Source organism: Sphingobacterium sp. UBA7631 (genome assembly GCF_002483935.1).
GTDB lineage: Bacteria > Bacteroidota > Bacteroidia > Sphingobacteriales > Sphingobacteriaceae > Sphingobacterium > Sphingobacterium multivorum.
Genome location: NZ_DLIX01000004.1, coordinates 507,074 through 522,533 on the forward strand (window position 1 = coordinate 507,074; position 15,460 = coordinate 522,533).

Consider the following 15,460-nt stretch of genomic DNA (forward strand, 5'->3'; position numbering starts at 1 on the left):
GTTGATCCAACGGGCATTGATTCTGCTCGGTGTGAGTTCTTCTATATGTTTTCTAGCTTTCTGTCTACAGTGCTCCAAATACGCAAATATTTATAATTAATAATTCCTTCATGTTAAACACGCTTAACGATAATTTGATGAATAAATATAACTAATGTTCTTCAGCAAACTGTATCGGACCACCAACGAGATGCAACCACTCACCTCATCGCAGTATGATTTTACAAACTCTTCCAGTTTTAGGTTGTAGAACAAGCACTAAATAACCCATCAATAGGCTTATTATGATAACAGCACTAAAAACGCAAAGTCATGGACAAAATGCACTGCCGCAGGTTGCCTGGTGTAATAAAACCCCTTCCACCATAATAATAACGTGTATTAAATAAATTTTCGGAAGTCAATCTACATTGAAACTGTCTATAAGCATAACCTATATTGCCATTGCAAAGTGTATAAGCATTGGTATAAAAACTCCCAGCGCTTTTACTGTTGATAAAGAGATCCTCACCAGCGTAATTCCCTCCAAATCCAGCATTCCACCTGCTGTCACTATTTACCGGCAGTTCATAGCTAGCATACCAGGTGAAAGACCATTTTGGACCAGCGTTTACAGGCCTTAATCCCTGAACGGCTGCATCTGCAACCGTTAACTTACTGGTGTTGTAAGCTCCACCCGCATGTATAAAAAAATTGGATAATGGTTCGGACTGTATGTCGAACTCTACACCACGGCTATACTGTTTTCCTCCCTGAATATATTTTGTGGCATCTTCTGGATCTGTAATCACCGAATTGCGCACCCTGATATCATAGTAGCTCAGAGTAAGGTCAAGTGCATTGTTAGGAACCGCTATTTTGACACCAGACTCGAGCTGGCTTCCGTATTGGGGTTTAAAATTATAAACAATGCCATTTGCACTCGTCGGAGCGAGATTTTGGAATCCGCTCATATAATTTCCAAAAACTGTTATAACTTTTGGAATAAGCTGATAAGTCAGACCTATTTTAGGCGTAATGGACGACTGTTTATAATCCCCAGTTGTGACGGCAGTCAATAGATCTTTTGTACCCAAATTGATTAATCTATCGTACCTGGCACTGAGCATCAGCGTCAACGCATCGGTAGGTTTGATAACGTCTGAAACATAAGCCGAATAGCTATTTTGAGGCGCGACCGAATTATTGGGCTGCTTGGAAACTACGAGATTACGGATCAGATCTGCATGAAATAAATTAGCTGCAGCAGAAGGACCAGCAATAGCTACTGTATCCACGTAACCAGCATTTTTATAGTTTGCTCCATAACTATAGCGTTGGTAGTCAAGACCGATCAATAATTTATTTGCCCAGCCCCCTATCTTAAAATTACCGATAAAGTTTTGTTGGACCTGATAGTTACTGATATCCTCGGATTCATAGTGTAATACCTTCCTTGCTACGGCAGCATTATTGTTGGCGAGAAGGTTTGTTTGATAATCGCCATTTGATGTACTGTTTGTGCTGGCCAGATTTGTTTCAGACTGCCAGTCAGGCGAAATGGCATAACTTATTTTTCCATAAAAATTCAATGAAGACGTTCGCCATAGCAAGCTGTTATTCGTATAAGAGCTGTAGTAGTCCAAATTGAGATCGTTAGAATGCTGTACGTTTGTAGCAATACCGCCGATAAGCGGATTACTCGGTGTAAACAAGGGATTATTTGTGGTATTTCTGTGCAAGAATTCCGCCTCCATTCTAATCTTAAGGTCAGGACTCAACTGATAGCTAAAACTTGGTGCCAGGAAAAGGCCTTTATTCAATCCCTGATCCTGGAAACTCTTTCTAGAGATATATGTCCCAAACATTCTGAAAAGGGATTTATGTGCTGAATCCAGTGGTGTATTTATTTCAATATTGGCGCGATGGAGGGCATTGTTGCCCGTAGCGAGCGAAAAATTTGTAAATATACTATCAACGGGAATATAGGTAAGCACATTGATCAATCCACCGAAAGCCATATTTGTACCGCCAAACAATGTACCGCTAGGTCCTTTTATGACATCCAGCTGCTGTACATTACTATTTTCATCGCTGTAGTGTAGATAAGCATTGAGGCCATTTCTAAAATTACTTCTGGTCCGAAATCCACGAATTGTAAAATAAGGTGCAACACCTGCCCAGCTAGGGGTTACGCCGGCTGCATTTGCCAACATAGCCGTCTGGGTATAATAGTTTCTATTTTTGGTTAGGCTGGTACCTACGCTTGTTGTAACCTGCGGATTCTCGTAATCAGGAATGTTTATGCGTGCAGACTGATAGCTAGATCTATCTTTCCTAAACTGGGATCTAATAAAAACGGAGTCAAGCTGTTTTGGCAATAGCGTATCTAAATATTGCGTCTGTGCATCGCCGCTGAAAAATGTAAATAGAAGTGTAAAAATTAAAAAATACTTTAAATATAGCGCTTTCAAGAGTGTAATAAATTAAATTCGACCAATAGCCAATGTGAAATTAGAATTAAACCATATCCAGCAAAAGCGGCAAAAACCGGGGCAGGATGTCGACTAAAGTTCAATTCTAACTAATAAGTGAAGATTATAGGGTAGAGGATCTGTTGAGTCCAACTTGAATAAAGCCAAACAAATCATACAGACTTATGCTGCCAAAGCCGTGGGCGGCCGAAGTATTTTATTAAAAAAATCAAACTTACGAAATAAAGTATCATGCGCTTTATGCCGTTCATTTATACGTATTGATACAATTGCTTTACTGATATTTATTGGGAAATAATGGCGGCAAAGCATAACTGGAATTTTTGAGAAATATTCGTGAACGTCTTTTTCACGCTCTGCCTCTTTTTTTAACATACGCATCAAAAAACATTTCCCCTCGCAGCGTAACGAAATATTTTTCTTATTTACACAATAGGTGCTGACAATTTCACTACGGTTTGCATAAAAACTTATCAAAATAAAAATCCGGCTGAAGCTCATCAACATGAAGCATAGCAAAAGAATAGCTATTGTACCCGATTTAAATCTTTTTACATCCATTTGTATAATTGCTGCAAATATAAATGTTTTCCGTACATTTTTTATCTAATATCATAGCTCATTTTTCAGATTAACAGCTATATAATTGATAAATTTGACAAACGCCGCTTAAATCAAATACAAACCCGCTTTATAGTTTTCTTATCAATTTTTTCATTTACTAATCGCTATTTTATCAGGATCAGCAAATTTTATTCTTCAATGCAATCCAAGCTCTCCATTTCATCGTAAATGATCATATAAAGCTTTTAAATAACAGATAAAAAATAAAGATCATGAAAATTAAATCAATCTTATGGGCGGCTGCCACTGCAGCAACATTATTGGGAAGCACTTATATGGGTCAGGCTCAAACAAAGGAAAAAACTGTTATGGTAGGTGGTGCACCGATGTATCCTTCCAAAAACATTATTGAGAATGCAGTCAATTCCAAGGATCATACTACCTTGGTTGCTGCAGTAAAAGCTGCTGGACTTGTAGAAACCTTACAGGGAGCTGGTCCTTTTACTGTTTTGGCTCCTACCAATAACGCTTTTGCTAAAGTACCCAAAGAGGCCCTAAATAACTTAATGCTTCCAGAAAATAAGGCTCAATTAGCCTCAATATTGACCTACCATGTGATTCCTGGAAAATGGAGTGCCGCGCAGATCACCAAAGCAATCAAAGATGGTAAAGGAACTTACGTGGCCAAATCAGTGCAAGGTGGCAACCTTACTTTTTGGATGAAAGGGAACGATGTATATGTAAAAGACGCAAAAGGCAACAGCGCAAAGGTAACGGTCGCTGACGTCAATCAATCCAATGGGGTAATCCATGTGGTTGATGCTGTATTGATGCCCTAAATATTGTTACCATAGAATCAACTATCTATTGTCGGCATAGATTCAATGATGTTTTCTTATCACATCAAAGTGCTGTCAATAATGATAAAACGAGCAATATTACATTGCTCGTTTTATTCTTTCCTCTCATCCGAACGGTTTTCAATAAGGAATTCGTTCATTAAACTTAGTATACTTCGTTTTTCTCAAACCAAAATAGCCCTCCTAATGTTGATTGGAATACCAATATATGTTTTGAAGACTGTTTTTAGGTGTTTTCGAAAAGTGGAATTCTGTTTGTGCCGATTTGAGAAATTTCTTCAGATTGCTGCCCTTAATGTCATCATATTTGTTTTTATATTCGACATCGTTTAAATAAATATCTTTCCCAATTGTCAAACAGAACCTGAAATATATCTTTGAGGTTTTTAAGTTAGCTGCTTGGGTTTCATAATTGTAAGCATAAAATCCATAAATATTATTTTTTAAGAACCTCTTCGGAGCTCCACTTCCTTTTTGTACATACATACAATCTTCATCAAACCAAATTGTCATACGTACGGAGAACGCTTTTAAAATGATATAACATGTACCTAAGTAGATAAGCATGAAAAACATCATGAACGACAGATGGAATATTGCCTTAAAAAAAATATAGTATAAGATACTATAGCATATCAAACAGGGAATAATAATGAAGAGGCTCCAACTTGTAGGATATGGTAAAACCTGATTGAACGTAAATACATTATTTTTAGCCATCACTAAAGATACAATATATTTATTTTCATTTATCTACATCTAGATGCAACCTATTTTTCAGGAAAACACACGACCTTATAATCATTAGCTTACTTTATAAAGCAGATTATCCAAAGATCCATTTTGATGCCCGAGGAATCATTTTATATGAACAAGCGACAAAACCCCATGAGACCAAGAAAACAATAGCTGCAGTAACAGGGATCTTTAACGATATCGGAATAGCACTTATGTTAGCGAGCCAATAACCAAAACCTACAATAAAATAATGTATCAGATAAATTCCAAAACCGCATTTTGTAATATTTGAAAACAGCTTTCTCCATTTTGGTAACTTCAACTTAATGGTTCGAACCAACAAAAAAATGGCTAATGTCATCATTAATACCTGTGGTGAACAATATAAGAAAAACAGTTCGATCTGGTCCTCACTAGAGTTGGGATCGGCTACCATCCATTTAAAACCACTAAATGTGATTCCATACCCAATACCAAATAAGGGTATACTAACTAAAAGTGTTTTGCGAAAGGACCATACTTTGAAGCGATGTGTCAATATATACCCAAGCAGTAAATACCCATTAAATCCAGCAAAATAATAAAATGTACCAAAACTGTTCCAAGCACTGAGACCAAATAGCTCTTTGGAATAAAATGAATAGGCATAAGGCAAAAAAAGCGTGGACATCCAAATTCCTAAAAAAACTTTCTGCTGCCCTGGAGTTGACTTATCTACCCAAGCAGAGAAGAAAGGCATGTAAAGGTAAACGCCAATTAACATATAGATATACCACATAGGCACGGTATACACATTAAATTTAACTGGAATCAAAGAAATTTGAACAAGCGCACTCTCCAAAGTTTGGGCAGCGTCTTTCGGAGCATAGGCAAACACTCCTGATATGATCGTTGAGGGAAGACCGAGTATACCCGTAATCCAAGGAAAGAGGTTATACAGTACAGACCACAATAAAAAAGGAACTGTAATGCGCAGAAGACGCTTTCTATAAAAGTCACCGATATTCATTTTGACAGGAAGCAAAAGCAACCCGGTAATCATAACAAAAATCGGCACGCAGGCCCGGAGAAGTGAGCCGTATATAGCACCCCAGTAGTTAAAATCCGGATTTGATCGCGCTTCGGGCGACACATTAAATGGATCGGAACAGTGAATGGCAATCACCATAATTATAGCGATAAAACGCAATACATCAACCCAGACAATTCTTTGCTGATCAAAATTAGAAGTAGAGGTTTGCATGTTCAACGTAGTTTGGTTAAGATGCAAAAATAGACAATCTACCGCTGAACAATTTTTAAGTAGTTAAAGAAATAGCACTATTTTCGCAAGGAACAAAGTGTCACATGAGATATGCCAAGATAGGACGCTATATAGCCCAGATTTACCCTTTGGATTAATTTTGAGTGATTTGCCATAAAATCTTCGTAACGTTTTTCGGCCGAAAGATAAAATCGATTGATTAACCTGCGCTCCATCTCCAAAAAGGCTTTTTGATGTACATACCGCATCCAGTTAGCAATATCGATATGACTACGACAAAGTACTTCCAGCTGATCAATTGGCATAAAATATAACACCGAATCCTCAAGAATCTGTACTGATTCACTCTCATAACCCGGTACGGGTCCGTGGAAACTATTCGTTGAATAAAGTAGATCGCCTTCTTTGCTAAACCAGGAAGTAACTTCTTTTCCATCGCGTACCGTATAGGCGCGGGCAATTCCGTTTTCTACAAAATAAATATTCCGATCACTTCTGTCTGGTTGTATCAATATGGCCTTTTTGGGCACACTCAGTTCTTTTAAATTGCTAAGCAAAATTTCTAAAGACTCTTCTTTTATATCAAAATGCCTACGTATAGATGCGATGATATTATCCATGAAAGGTTATTTTCAATTTTTGGTAAACGACAAAGCTAAAGAAAAGAAATTTATAAAGCCGCACCACTTCTGCATTCAAGGCTGTCTTACTGTTTAATTTTTGACTATAAAAGAATGAAGGTATCCGTCAATTTCAGTGGAAATAAATAAAAAGATAGCTACCAAGTCAACCTACTTAAATAAAGAATGACTTACTGCAATTGTTTAGTGATCTTGCAATGGTATCATAATTAAATTTAAATCCTCTGTTCCTAATTTTTTCGGCACTTATAGGAGAACCATTTAATAGCATAGCAGCCATATCACCATACAATAGTTTAATAACGAAACCAGGCACATTTGGCAAAAAGCTGCTCCTACCAAATGACCTGAGCAGCACATACGCAAAATCATTCATCGTGATATGTTGTGGAGCAACAGCATTATACACACCCCGAATATCCGTCCGATCAAGTATAAATTCATACAAGCGTACGACATCATGTATGTCTATCCAGGGAATATATTGTTTTCCATCGCCCAGAGAAACATTAATACCAAGTTTTGCCAAAGGAGCAAGCTTGGCATACATTCCCCCATCTCGGCCTAGGACAATACCTTTCCGTAAAATAATGGTTTTGACACCCAAGCTTTCAAACTGCCATGCAGCCTTTTCCCATACCTTACAAATATGAGCCAAGAAGTCATTTCCACTGTTAGAATCTTCAGAAAGGATGTTATCCGAAGTATATGCTCCATAATAACCTACTGCAGATGATGAAATGATTTTATCAATATTAAGGTCGTGACGTTTGACGTATTCAAATAGTAAATTCAATGATAATACACGACTTTCGATAAGCTCAAGGCGACGCGAGGAAGTCCATCGACCTGCACTAATATTTTCACCAGTGAGGTTAATGATGGCATCTATTCCATCGAAGGCATTGATATCTATAAAGCTTTTTTTCAGATCCCACTCAAAATATTTTATGCCGCTTGAAGATTGATCTTTGGGTGTCCGCGTAAGGAGGTGTAACTCATAACCAATTTTCCTAAGGTGTGCAGTAAGATACCCACCTACAAAACCAGTACCCCCGGCAATTAAGATCTTTTTCATATAAAAGCTTTTTTAATTTTTTCTACAACATCGTGAAACGGAGTGCTGCGCTGTCTTATAAATAAGTAATATTGTAACGCAAATAGCTCTAAAGGGCAACAAGCGCTTTATGGGTGTTCGGTATGCGAATCCTATGTTCTAAAATTTCTTTTGAAGATTTTTTACGGATCTTCGCGAAAAGTGAAAGATAATATTTGTAGGGGCTATATTTTTCGGTCGTTTTTTTGCTCACTTCATATGCGAGTTCATCAAATAGTCTCTTCATAGTCCTATAGATTATCTTCCGATTCTACGATTATTTCATTTTACTTAGCTACCTCTGTATGTTGCATATCCGAATGGACTAACAGTGATCGGAACATGGTAATGCTTATCATCTTTGATTTCAAAAACAACTTCGATGAATGGGTAAAATGTTTCGATTTTTTGGTTAAGAAAATAACTTTCCGTATAAAACTTAAGTTTATATACCCCTTTATTGTCTACTTTACCGGTTTCCAGGAAATTACCGATGCGACCGTTGTTATCCGTTTTTTCACTGGCCACAGTTACCCATTGCTTGTTTGGCATCAATTTCTCCAAATCAACTTTAACATCGGGTGCAGGGCTTCCCTTTGAAAGATCCAGAATGTGACTTGATAATTGATATTTACTGTTCTGGCTAAATGCCGTCAATCCCACCAACATACATAACAACATGATCATGTACCTTTTTTTATGCATCATCGCTATATTCATCTTTGTTTCGTTAAATAATTCATTTACTAATGATTAGCTTTTTCAATTTTGACTGTTTTATTTAATAGCTTGATCACTGTCACCACTATAATTTTCTCCTCAAGTTATTTGCCAACTGTCCAATTATGGTTTAACTCCCTAAAGGCCAGCACTGCTTGTTAATTAGAATATGTTTATTCTAAAAAACACGATATTAAGTATAAAATTATACTAAAATAACAATATTTCCAAGGTAGAATCAAATAAAAAGTGTTTGAAGCGCTGTAGTCATATCTAACCAAAGATTAGGTTGATTGAAAAAAATTACTAGATTTGGATGAAATTTTATCTACTTAAACTGAAAAACAAAACATCTCAAACTTATAAATGAACTCTGATCAACAGATTTGGAAAATGTTTCAAGTTGGACATGAACCTTCGTTCAAAATACTTTTTGAACGCTATAACAAACTGTTGTTCAATTACGGATTCAAATTTACCCAGAACGAAGAAATTATCGAAGACAGCATTCAAGAGCTTTTTGTCAAACTTTGGTGTAACAAAGATTCTTTAAGTTCAGAAGTAGCTGTAAAAAACTATCTTTTTAAGGCTTTTCGGCGGACGCTGATCAAGAAAATTGAACAATCATTCCGAAGAGCCGATGTTACAAAATCCTCTGTCGATTATTTGCCGTTTACCATCGAGCTACCTCATGATCTCAGCATGATACGCCATGAGCGTGCCCTAGAGATAAAAATCAAGCTTGATCAAGCACTTATGCAGATGACAGCACGTCAACGAGAAATTATCCACCTGCGTTTTTTTGAAGAATTGTCGTATGATGAAATCGCCGGGATCATGGCGCTCTCTACCAAAGATACGTACAAATTGTACTACCGTGCATTGGATAGTTTGAGAAAACATTTCGGAACATTTGGTCTATTGGTACTATTTTATATACTCAACCAGCTCCGTTACAATTAGATCTTCGCCTACAGGCAAATTTTCTCCAATAAATATAACCAGTATTTATTCATCTTGTTCAGTTATACGCTGTCTTCTGATGATTTGATTGGTGCGACCTATTTTTCAAAAAAAAATAAAATTTATTGGGGTAAAATTCTGTCGAGGGGTGTAACCTATATAAAACAGTATGAACTCTCGATTATCAAAATATAAAGATTACAAGGCAGCAGATTTTTTTGCGGATGAGGATTTTGTATTGGCGGCTTTAATGCCGGCAGACGCCTCAACCGATTTTTGGTCTGAACTTCATCTTCATTATCCATATTTATTGGACGAAATGGCTCTTGCCAAAACATGGATCTTGTTGATCCAAAATCAGACGACTGCGCAAAGTACCTTAAGTAGTGACGAGCGCTGGAAGAGGATTCAAGCTGAAATTCCAATCTTCGAAAGGAAAAAACAACGTAGTCGTGTCTTACGCAGTTTATTTAGGTGGACAGCGTCCGCAGCAGCAATCGTGCTACTTATTATGGTGACATATGATGTTAGCCAATTTGGGACAAAAGAGACAAATACGGCCTTCGGTGAACAACGTGAACTTTCCCTTCCGGATTCTTCAATCATCAGACTAAATAGTAATTCTCACATTTCATACGTACGTAGTTGGAAAACGGATAAACCGCGCGAAGTTTGGCTTGAAGGAGAAGGTATGTTTCAGGTAAAACATACAGCCGTTAAAAATCGGTTGCGCGAAAACGACTTCTTTGTTGTGCACGTGGGAGATCTTTCATTGACTGTGTTGGGGACAAAGTTTAATGTGAAAGACCGTCGTGGACGTACTGAAGTGGCTCTGTTTGAAGGGAGCATCCGTATTCAGGGACAAAACGGTGAAGATCGTATACTAAAACCAGGAGAGACCTTCGTCTATGATACATCGGCAAAAGCAAGCCAGGTCTTCACTAACGATACAAACAGAGCGCTATCCTGGACACGCGGTGAACTCAGTATAGAACATAATAGCTTAGCAAATATTGTAAATGTTTTGGAAGATAACTATGGCTATCAAGTCGTAGTAGAAGATCCAGCATTACTCAATAAGCGATTTACAGGTGTTATACCAGTCAAAAAAGTAGATGACATCCTCTTCGTTATCAAACATACCATGAATGTAAACATCGAAATGAAAAACAAACAAATAATAATAAAGCCTAATTAAAAAAACGAACACTAATCAATCGAAATTTATGAAAACTAAATTACTTGTGCCTATAGTCTGCCTGTTGAGTACCACGGGTAGTTTTGCGCAAAAAAGAGCTAGTCTCAGTCAGGCTCTAAGCGAAGTTACCCGGATCTACGGAACTAAATTTTCCTATGAAGAGGGGTTGATCCGGGATGCCTTTGTCAACAGTGAGCATATTCCGAAAAACAAAAGGCTTCCTGTGGAGACAGTGTTAAAAGAACTTCTTTATCCAAACAACTTCTTGTTTCTTTATGTACAGAACAATTACTTCACAATTATAAAGGATTCGCGGGGTAAACGTGACAATGATGGAGACGATCGCTTCTGGAAAATCATTACGGGTAAGGTTAAAGACAATAACGGGATAGCACTTGCTGGTGTTACTGTCATACCGGATGGCTACGCCGTGCGGTCGGGTGTAACCACCAGTAGTGATGGAAGCTATACCCTGCGCCTGAAGGATCCAGCAGAGGCAATCATTTTTTCTTATGTTGGTATGGAGCCTACTCGAAAGGTCATCGGCAACGATACACAGATCAATGTCACCTTGGGCTCGGTTAACAATCAACTGGATGAGGTTGAAGTTGTGTCGACAGGATACCAAAAAATTGCAAAAGATCGTGCAACTGGGGCATTTGGCCAAATTACCGCTAAACAGTTGAAGGAAGTGCCATCCATTAATCTTTTGGATCGCATTGCTGGCATGATTCCTGGCGTACAGATTGACCCGGTGAAGAATTCAATCACCGTCAGAGGGATAAACACCTTCAATACAGACGGCGATTCCAAGCGTCCGCTTATTGTCATAGACGGCTTTCCCGCAATCGATCAGGACTTGGTAAAAAATACCACGCAATTTGCCAACAATTCAATATTGAGTCGTTTAAATCCGGCAGATATCGAAAGTATAACCGTACTTAAAGATGCGGCAGCAGCTTCCATATGGGGTGCGCAGGCCGCAAATGGTGTTATCGTCATTGAAACAAAAAAAGGACGTATAGGCGAACCCGTCATTTCTTATAATACCAGCCTCAGTATTTCTGCTCCAGCTGATCTCAATAGCTTGGATCGGATGACAACTGCACAGTATATTGATTTTGAAAAAGAAATGTTCGATTATGGATGGATAGCTGATCCGGAAGATTGGAATTCGTCATGGCAACCTTTTAACACCAATAAACCAGCTAGTGAAGCGGTTCAATGGATGTATAAAAATAAAAAGGGATTGATCAGCGATGATGAATTAGCTAAACAGCTCGATCGTTTAGGTCAAATTGACAATACCAGCCAAATTCGGAAATACTTGCTACAGAATGCAGTGACCCAACAGCATAACCTTTCCCTTTCAGGTGGAAATGGAAGGACAACCTATGCGTTTTCGGGCAGCTACGCAAAGGATGTTCCTGTGTTTCGATCCAATCAGGCCCAGTCCTTTTTTATGAACTCAACTTTATCGACAAACTTTTTAAATCAACGATTAAGTTTGACAACCGGATTGAATTATAATTATACAAATACTGTTGCTAACCAAGTTGCGGCAAATGCCATCGGTAATTCGACTGAGGGATTAAGGCCATACGAATTGTTGGTTAATCCCGATGGGAGTAGAAATCGGAGATCATTGCGTTTTACAGAGTCTGTAGCAGCAGATCTAAAAGAGATTGGATTATATGACTGGACCTATAGCCCAATAGATGAACTGGAATACAACAAATATACCACGGTAGACAATCGGATAAGAATCAATGCTGATCTCAACGCCAAAGTGAATAGTTGGGCTAGCATCAGCCTCTCAGGTATGCTCCAACGTACTATTGCAAACAGTCGAAATCTTGACGAATTGAAAAGTTATTCGATGCGTGACTTTTTAAATTACTATTCAACTGTCAATTTCCAAAATAATACGTTCACTAAAAATTTTGTACAGGGCGGAAGAATAGCATTGCGAGACCAAAATGCCACACAGTATAATATTCGCTTGCAAGGTAATGTCAATAAGACATGGGGTGACTTCGTTAATTTAAATCTTCTCGCAGGAGCAGAGATCAGTTCTCAAACAGGCTTTAGCTCATCACAAACGGGATATGGCTTTAATGAAGACACCTATTCAATCGCTCCTTATAATCAGCTTGGTAGCTTCATGGGGATAGAGGGCTGGCAGCAATCGATTACAGGTTCAGATGGCATTAGCAGAGCTAACCTACGCAAGATGTCTTATTATTCAAATGGAGCATTATCATTTCTCAAAGATAGATATATTTTGTCTGCAAGTGCACGTTTTGACGATCTTACGTTGGTTGGTATTTCAAGATCGAAGCGAGCTAAACCAATCTGGTCAGCTGGTGCCAAATGGAATATCAAGTCCGAGCGTTTTATGCAAGAAGTCAATTGGCTGAATGCGCTGAATCTACGTGTTACCTATGGTGTCGGTGGTACAGTGCCACAGGGCGGATCCAATGTTACCATCATCAGCGTTGAAGGGGCTGATTATGCAACAGGTGAAATACCAGCCTCAATATCACAGCCAAGAAATCCCGAGGTTGGATGGGAAAAAGTGTATACACAAAATTACGGACTTGATGTCAGTTTGATCAATAACAGATTAAACATAGCATTTGATCTTTATAAAAAACACACGCGTGATATCCTATACACTTTTCCTTATAATGCGACATATGGGTGGACAGACCTTCAATTTAATGGCGGAACAATGCAATCTAATGGGATCGATCTCGGAATACAGGGACTTATCATTCGCCAGAAAGACTTTTCATGGAACTCCATTCTTAATTTCTCCTACAACACCAACAAAGTTACGGATTCACGTTTAATAGCAACAGATATTAGTAACTACATCAATGGTTCGATTTTAGAGGGGATGCCCTTAGATTATCTATACGCCTATAAGTGGGCCGGCCTCGATGAGACGGGACAGTCACAGATCGCCAAAGCCAACGGTGACATCGTAAAGAGTACACAAGGGGGACGCAATGTATTTGTCCGTGAAGATCTCGTGTATATGGGACGTAAAACGGCGCCTTACTTTGGTGGTTTTATGAATACATTTTCATATAAAGGTATTAATCTTGGCTTTCGCATAACCTACGATCTGGGAAATGTCAAACGTCTAGAAACATTTGGTAATTATCCACAATACCAAGGAACTTTCTATGGCGTGCTTAACACTAACAAGATGCAGACGGAGCGTTGGCGAAATCCGGGTGATGAAGCAACAACAAATGTACCGGGCTTAAAAAACATAAATACAAATAGCTTCAACAGGTTTAGGGATTCCGATCCGATGGTCATTGATGCTAGCCATATACGCTTTCAACAGATATCGTTGGGATATAGCGTACCGTCAACTTCGCTGAAGCGGACGCCGTTTAAATCTGTCGGTGTAAACGCTGCCGTACGAAATTTAGGTATTCTTTGGAAAGCAAATAAACTAGGAATTGATCCGCTGTATGTACGCACGAATACCTATAATAATTTGCCGCCTACCAAGAATTTTTTCTTAACCATTGACGCCACCTTTTAAAAAATAAACAGCATGAAAACCAAATATATTTTTTTTGCATCGATTTTTGCGCTGACAGCCGTAATGCAGGGCTGCCGTAAGTATGTGGAAGTTGAACAGTATAATCGTAGGGAATTAAAGTATACCACAGATTATGCTTATCTCTTAAATAATTCAACGGTATTTTCGCCTACTTTTAGTACACCGATATTATCTAGTGACGACATCACTTTTGCTAACCTGGCATACCAACAACAACAAACTGAAAGTGTCGCGTGGCCCTATATTTGGTCCTCGCAGCTTGTGCCGGATAATACAGAAGATCTAAACTGGTCAAGACCTTATAAACAAATTTATACGGCCAATGAAGTCATTGCTGGAGTTATGCAGAGCCAAGATGGTTTAGAGAAGGAGAAGCGTGCACTGTTGGCAGAAGCGAAAATCCAAAGAGCTTATGCTTATTTTGTGTTGGCTAATCTTTATGGCGACATTTATGACCCACAGACTGCCGGAAATGCAATGGGGGTACCACTGCTTTTACAACCTGATTTATTTGCTTCGCTAAAAAGGGCATCGCTCGCCCAGGTGTATGCGCAAATACTTCAGGATCTAAACGAAGCATTAGTTGATATTCCGACCACAGCAAGTACTAAAAGGCATCCCAATAAAGCAGCTGTAGAAGCATTGTTGGCCATTGTACATCTTCATATGCGTAATTTCGATTTAGCTGCTACGCATGCAGATGCAGCCCTTCAATACAATGCAACACTTTTAGATTTACAACAGTTCGCGACATCGGCATCTGGATACCCTCTTCCGTTCAATCATCCAGAAACCTATTTTTTAAAGCAGGTTGGACAAATGATTGATCAACAATTAAATCCCGAGCTGGTTTCTCTTTTTGATATCAAAGATCTTCGACGTACAGTTTATATGCAAGCCGGCACCGGTCAGATGCCAAGTGGCGCGTTGCGCTCAAAAAAAATGAGCGTGATGGTCGGTGCTCCTAATGCTGGACCTTCTGTTCCAGAGATGTTGCTTATCAAAGCAGAAGTTGAGGCGCGAAAAGGAAATACGACGACAGCAATGGAATTTGTTAACAAGCTGCGCTCAAAGCGATTCAAGCAACAGGATTTTACACCTCTAGTGGCGAATTCTGCTGATCAAGCACTTCAGCTTATAGTCGATGAACGCCGAAGGGAGTTTTTCGGAACAGGTTTACGATGGCTGGATATGCGTCGGTTCAATCTTGATGATAAATTGGCGAAAGAATTTAAAAGACAATTTATAAATCAAGACTATACGCTCAAAATTAATAGTGCTAGCTATGTATACCCAGTAGCAAATAAATATTTACAGTTCAATCCAGAAATAGGTCAAAGACCAATGTAATATAAT

The 15,460-nt window shown here is 38.6% G+C and carries 12 protein-coding genes; 5 read left to right on the forward strand and 7 right to left on the reverse strand.

Annotation, left to right across the window (positions count from 1 at the left end; all coding sequences use genetic code 11):
* Positions 1-296: 296 nt before the first annotated feature.
* A complete protein-coding gene (locus B3P16_RS06895) occupies positions 297-2,453 on the reverse strand; it encodes a TonB-dependent siderophore receptor (RefSeq protein ID WP_286842027.1) in 2,157 nt (718 codons plus the stop codon).
* A gap of 183 nt (positions 2,454-2,636) precedes the next feature.
* On the reverse strand, positions 2,637-3,035 hold the full coding sequence (locus B3P16_RS06900; RefSeq protein ID WP_120336466.1) for a hypothetical protein: 399 nt from the start codon (positions 3,033-3,035) through the stop codon (positions 2,637-2,639).
* Positions 3,036-3,310: 275 nt separating this feature from the next.
* Between B3P16_RS06900 and B3P16_RS06905 the strand changes: the two genes are divergently transcribed.
* A complete protein-coding gene (locus B3P16_RS06905; protein WP_312744988.1) occupies positions 3,311-3,877 on the forward strand; it encodes a fasciclin domain-containing protein in 567 nt (188 codons plus the stop codon).
* Between the two features lie 847 nt (positions 3,878-4,724).
* Here the strand turns inward: B3P16_RS06905 and B3P16_RS06910 are convergent.
* The 5 genes from B3P16_RS06910 to uraH form a co-directional block, all read right to left on the reverse strand.
* Entirely contained in the window at positions 4,725-5,879 is a 1,155-nt protein-coding gene (locus tag B3P16_RS06910) for an acyltransferase (RefSeq protein WP_286842029.1), read from the reverse strand.
* A gap of 77 nt (positions 5,880-5,956) precedes the next feature.
* Positions 5,957-6,520, reverse strand: a complete 564-nt coding sequence (locus B3P16_RS06915) for a Crp/Fnr family transcriptional regulator (protein WP_286770988.1) — start codon at positions 6,518-6,520, stop codon at positions 5,957-5,959.
* Between the two features lie 175 nt (positions 6,521-6,695).
* The gene (locus B3P16_RS06920; protein ID WP_286842031.1) at positions 6,696-7,619 is read right to left on the reverse strand and encodes a TIGR01777 family oxidoreductase; all 924 of its coding nucleotides are present in this window, start codon (positions 7,617-7,619) and stop codon (positions 6,696-6,698) included.
* A gap of 88 nt (positions 7,620-7,707) precedes the next feature.
* Positions 7,708-7,884, reverse strand: a complete 177-nt coding sequence (locus B3P16_RS06925; protein ID WP_286842032.1) for a hypothetical protein — start codon at positions 7,882-7,884, stop codon at positions 7,708-7,710.
* Positions 7,885-7,928: 44 nt separating this feature from the next.
* Positions 7,929-8,324, reverse strand: coding sequence for a hydroxyisourate hydrolase (gene uraH, locus B3P16_RS06930; RefSeq protein ID WP_286842034.1), 396 nt, complete (start codon positions 8,322-8,324; stop codon positions 7,929-7,931).
* A 399-nt stretch (positions 8,325-8,723) separates the two neighbouring features.
* Here uraH and B3P16_RS06935 point away from each other — a divergent pair, with 399 nt between their 5' ends.
* The 4 genes from B3P16_RS06935 to B3P16_RS06950 all read left to right on the forward strand — a co-directional run bounded on the left by B3P16_RS06935 (position 8,724) and on the right by B3P16_RS06950 (position 15,454).
* Positions 8,724-9,320, forward strand: a complete 597-nt coding sequence (locus tag B3P16_RS06935) for an RNA polymerase sigma factor (RefSeq protein WP_286842036.1) — start codon at positions 8,724-8,726, stop codon at positions 9,318-9,320.
* A 169-nt stretch (positions 9,321-9,489) separates the two neighbouring features.
* Positions 9,490-10,518 (forward strand): FecR family protein, encoded by a 1,029-nt coding sequence (locus B3P16_RS06940; RefSeq protein ID WP_286842038.1) that lies wholly within the window; start codon positions 9,490-9,492, stop codon positions 10,516-10,518.
* A gap of 28 nt (positions 10,519-10,546) precedes the next feature.
* The gene (locus B3P16_RS06945; protein ID WP_286842040.1) at positions 10,547-14,083 is read left to right on the forward strand and encodes a SusC/RagA family TonB-linked outer membrane protein; all 3,537 of its coding nucleotides are present in this window, start codon (positions 10,547-10,549) and stop codon (positions 14,081-14,083) included.
* Between the two features lie 12 nt (positions 14,084-14,095).
* A complete protein-coding gene (locus B3P16_RS06950; protein WP_286842042.1) occupies positions 14,096-15,454 on the forward strand; it encodes a RagB/SusD family nutrient uptake outer membrane protein in 1,359 nt (452 codons plus the stop codon).
* Positions 15,455-15,460 lie beyond the last annotated feature (6 nt).

Excerpts from the sequence above, each read along its gene's own strand:
- B3P16_RS06900 (WP_120336466.1), bottom strand. The coding sequence starts at position 3,035 with ATGGATGTAAAAAGATTTAAATCGGGTACAATAGCTATTCTTTTGCTA.
- B3P16_RS06905 (WP_312744988.1), top strand. The coding sequence starts at position 3,311 with ATGAAAATTAAATCAATCTTATGGGCGGCTGCCACTGCAGCAACATTA.
- B3P16_RS06910 (WP_286842029.1), bottom strand. The coding sequence starts at position 5,879 with ATGCAAACCTCTACTTCTAATTTTGATCAGCAAAGAATTGTCTGGGTT.
- B3P16_RS06915 (WP_286770988.1), bottom strand. The coding sequence starts at position 6,520 with ATGGATAATATCATCGCATCTATACGTAGGCATTTTGATATAAAAGAA.
- B3P16_RS06920 (WP_286842031.1), bottom strand. The coding sequence starts at position 7,619 with ATGAAAAAGATCTTAATTGCCGGGGGTACTGGTTTTGTAGGTGGGTAT.
- B3P16_RS06925 (WP_286842032.1), bottom strand. The coding sequence starts at position 7,884 with ATGAAGAGACTATTTGATGAACTCGCATATGAAGTGAGCAAAAAAACG.
- uraH (WP_286842034.1), bottom strand. The coding sequence starts at position 8,324 with ATGATCATGTTGTTATGTATGTTGGTGGGATTGACGGCATTTAGCCAG.
- B3P16_RS06935 (WP_286842036.1), top strand. The coding sequence starts at position 8,724 with ATGAACTCTGATCAACAGATTTGGAAAATGTTTCAAGTTGGACATGAA.
- B3P16_RS06940 (WP_286842038.1), top strand. The coding sequence starts at position 9,490 with ATGAACTCTCGATTATCAAAATATAAAGATTACAAGGCAGCAGATTTT.
- B3P16_RS06945 (WP_286842040.1), top strand. The coding sequence starts at position 10,547 with ATGAAAACTAAATTACTTGTGCCTATAGTCTGCCTGTTGAGTACCACG.
- B3P16_RS06950 (WP_286842042.1), top strand. The coding sequence starts at position 14,096 with ATGAAAACCAAATATATTTTTTTTGCATCGATTTTTGCGCTGACAGCC.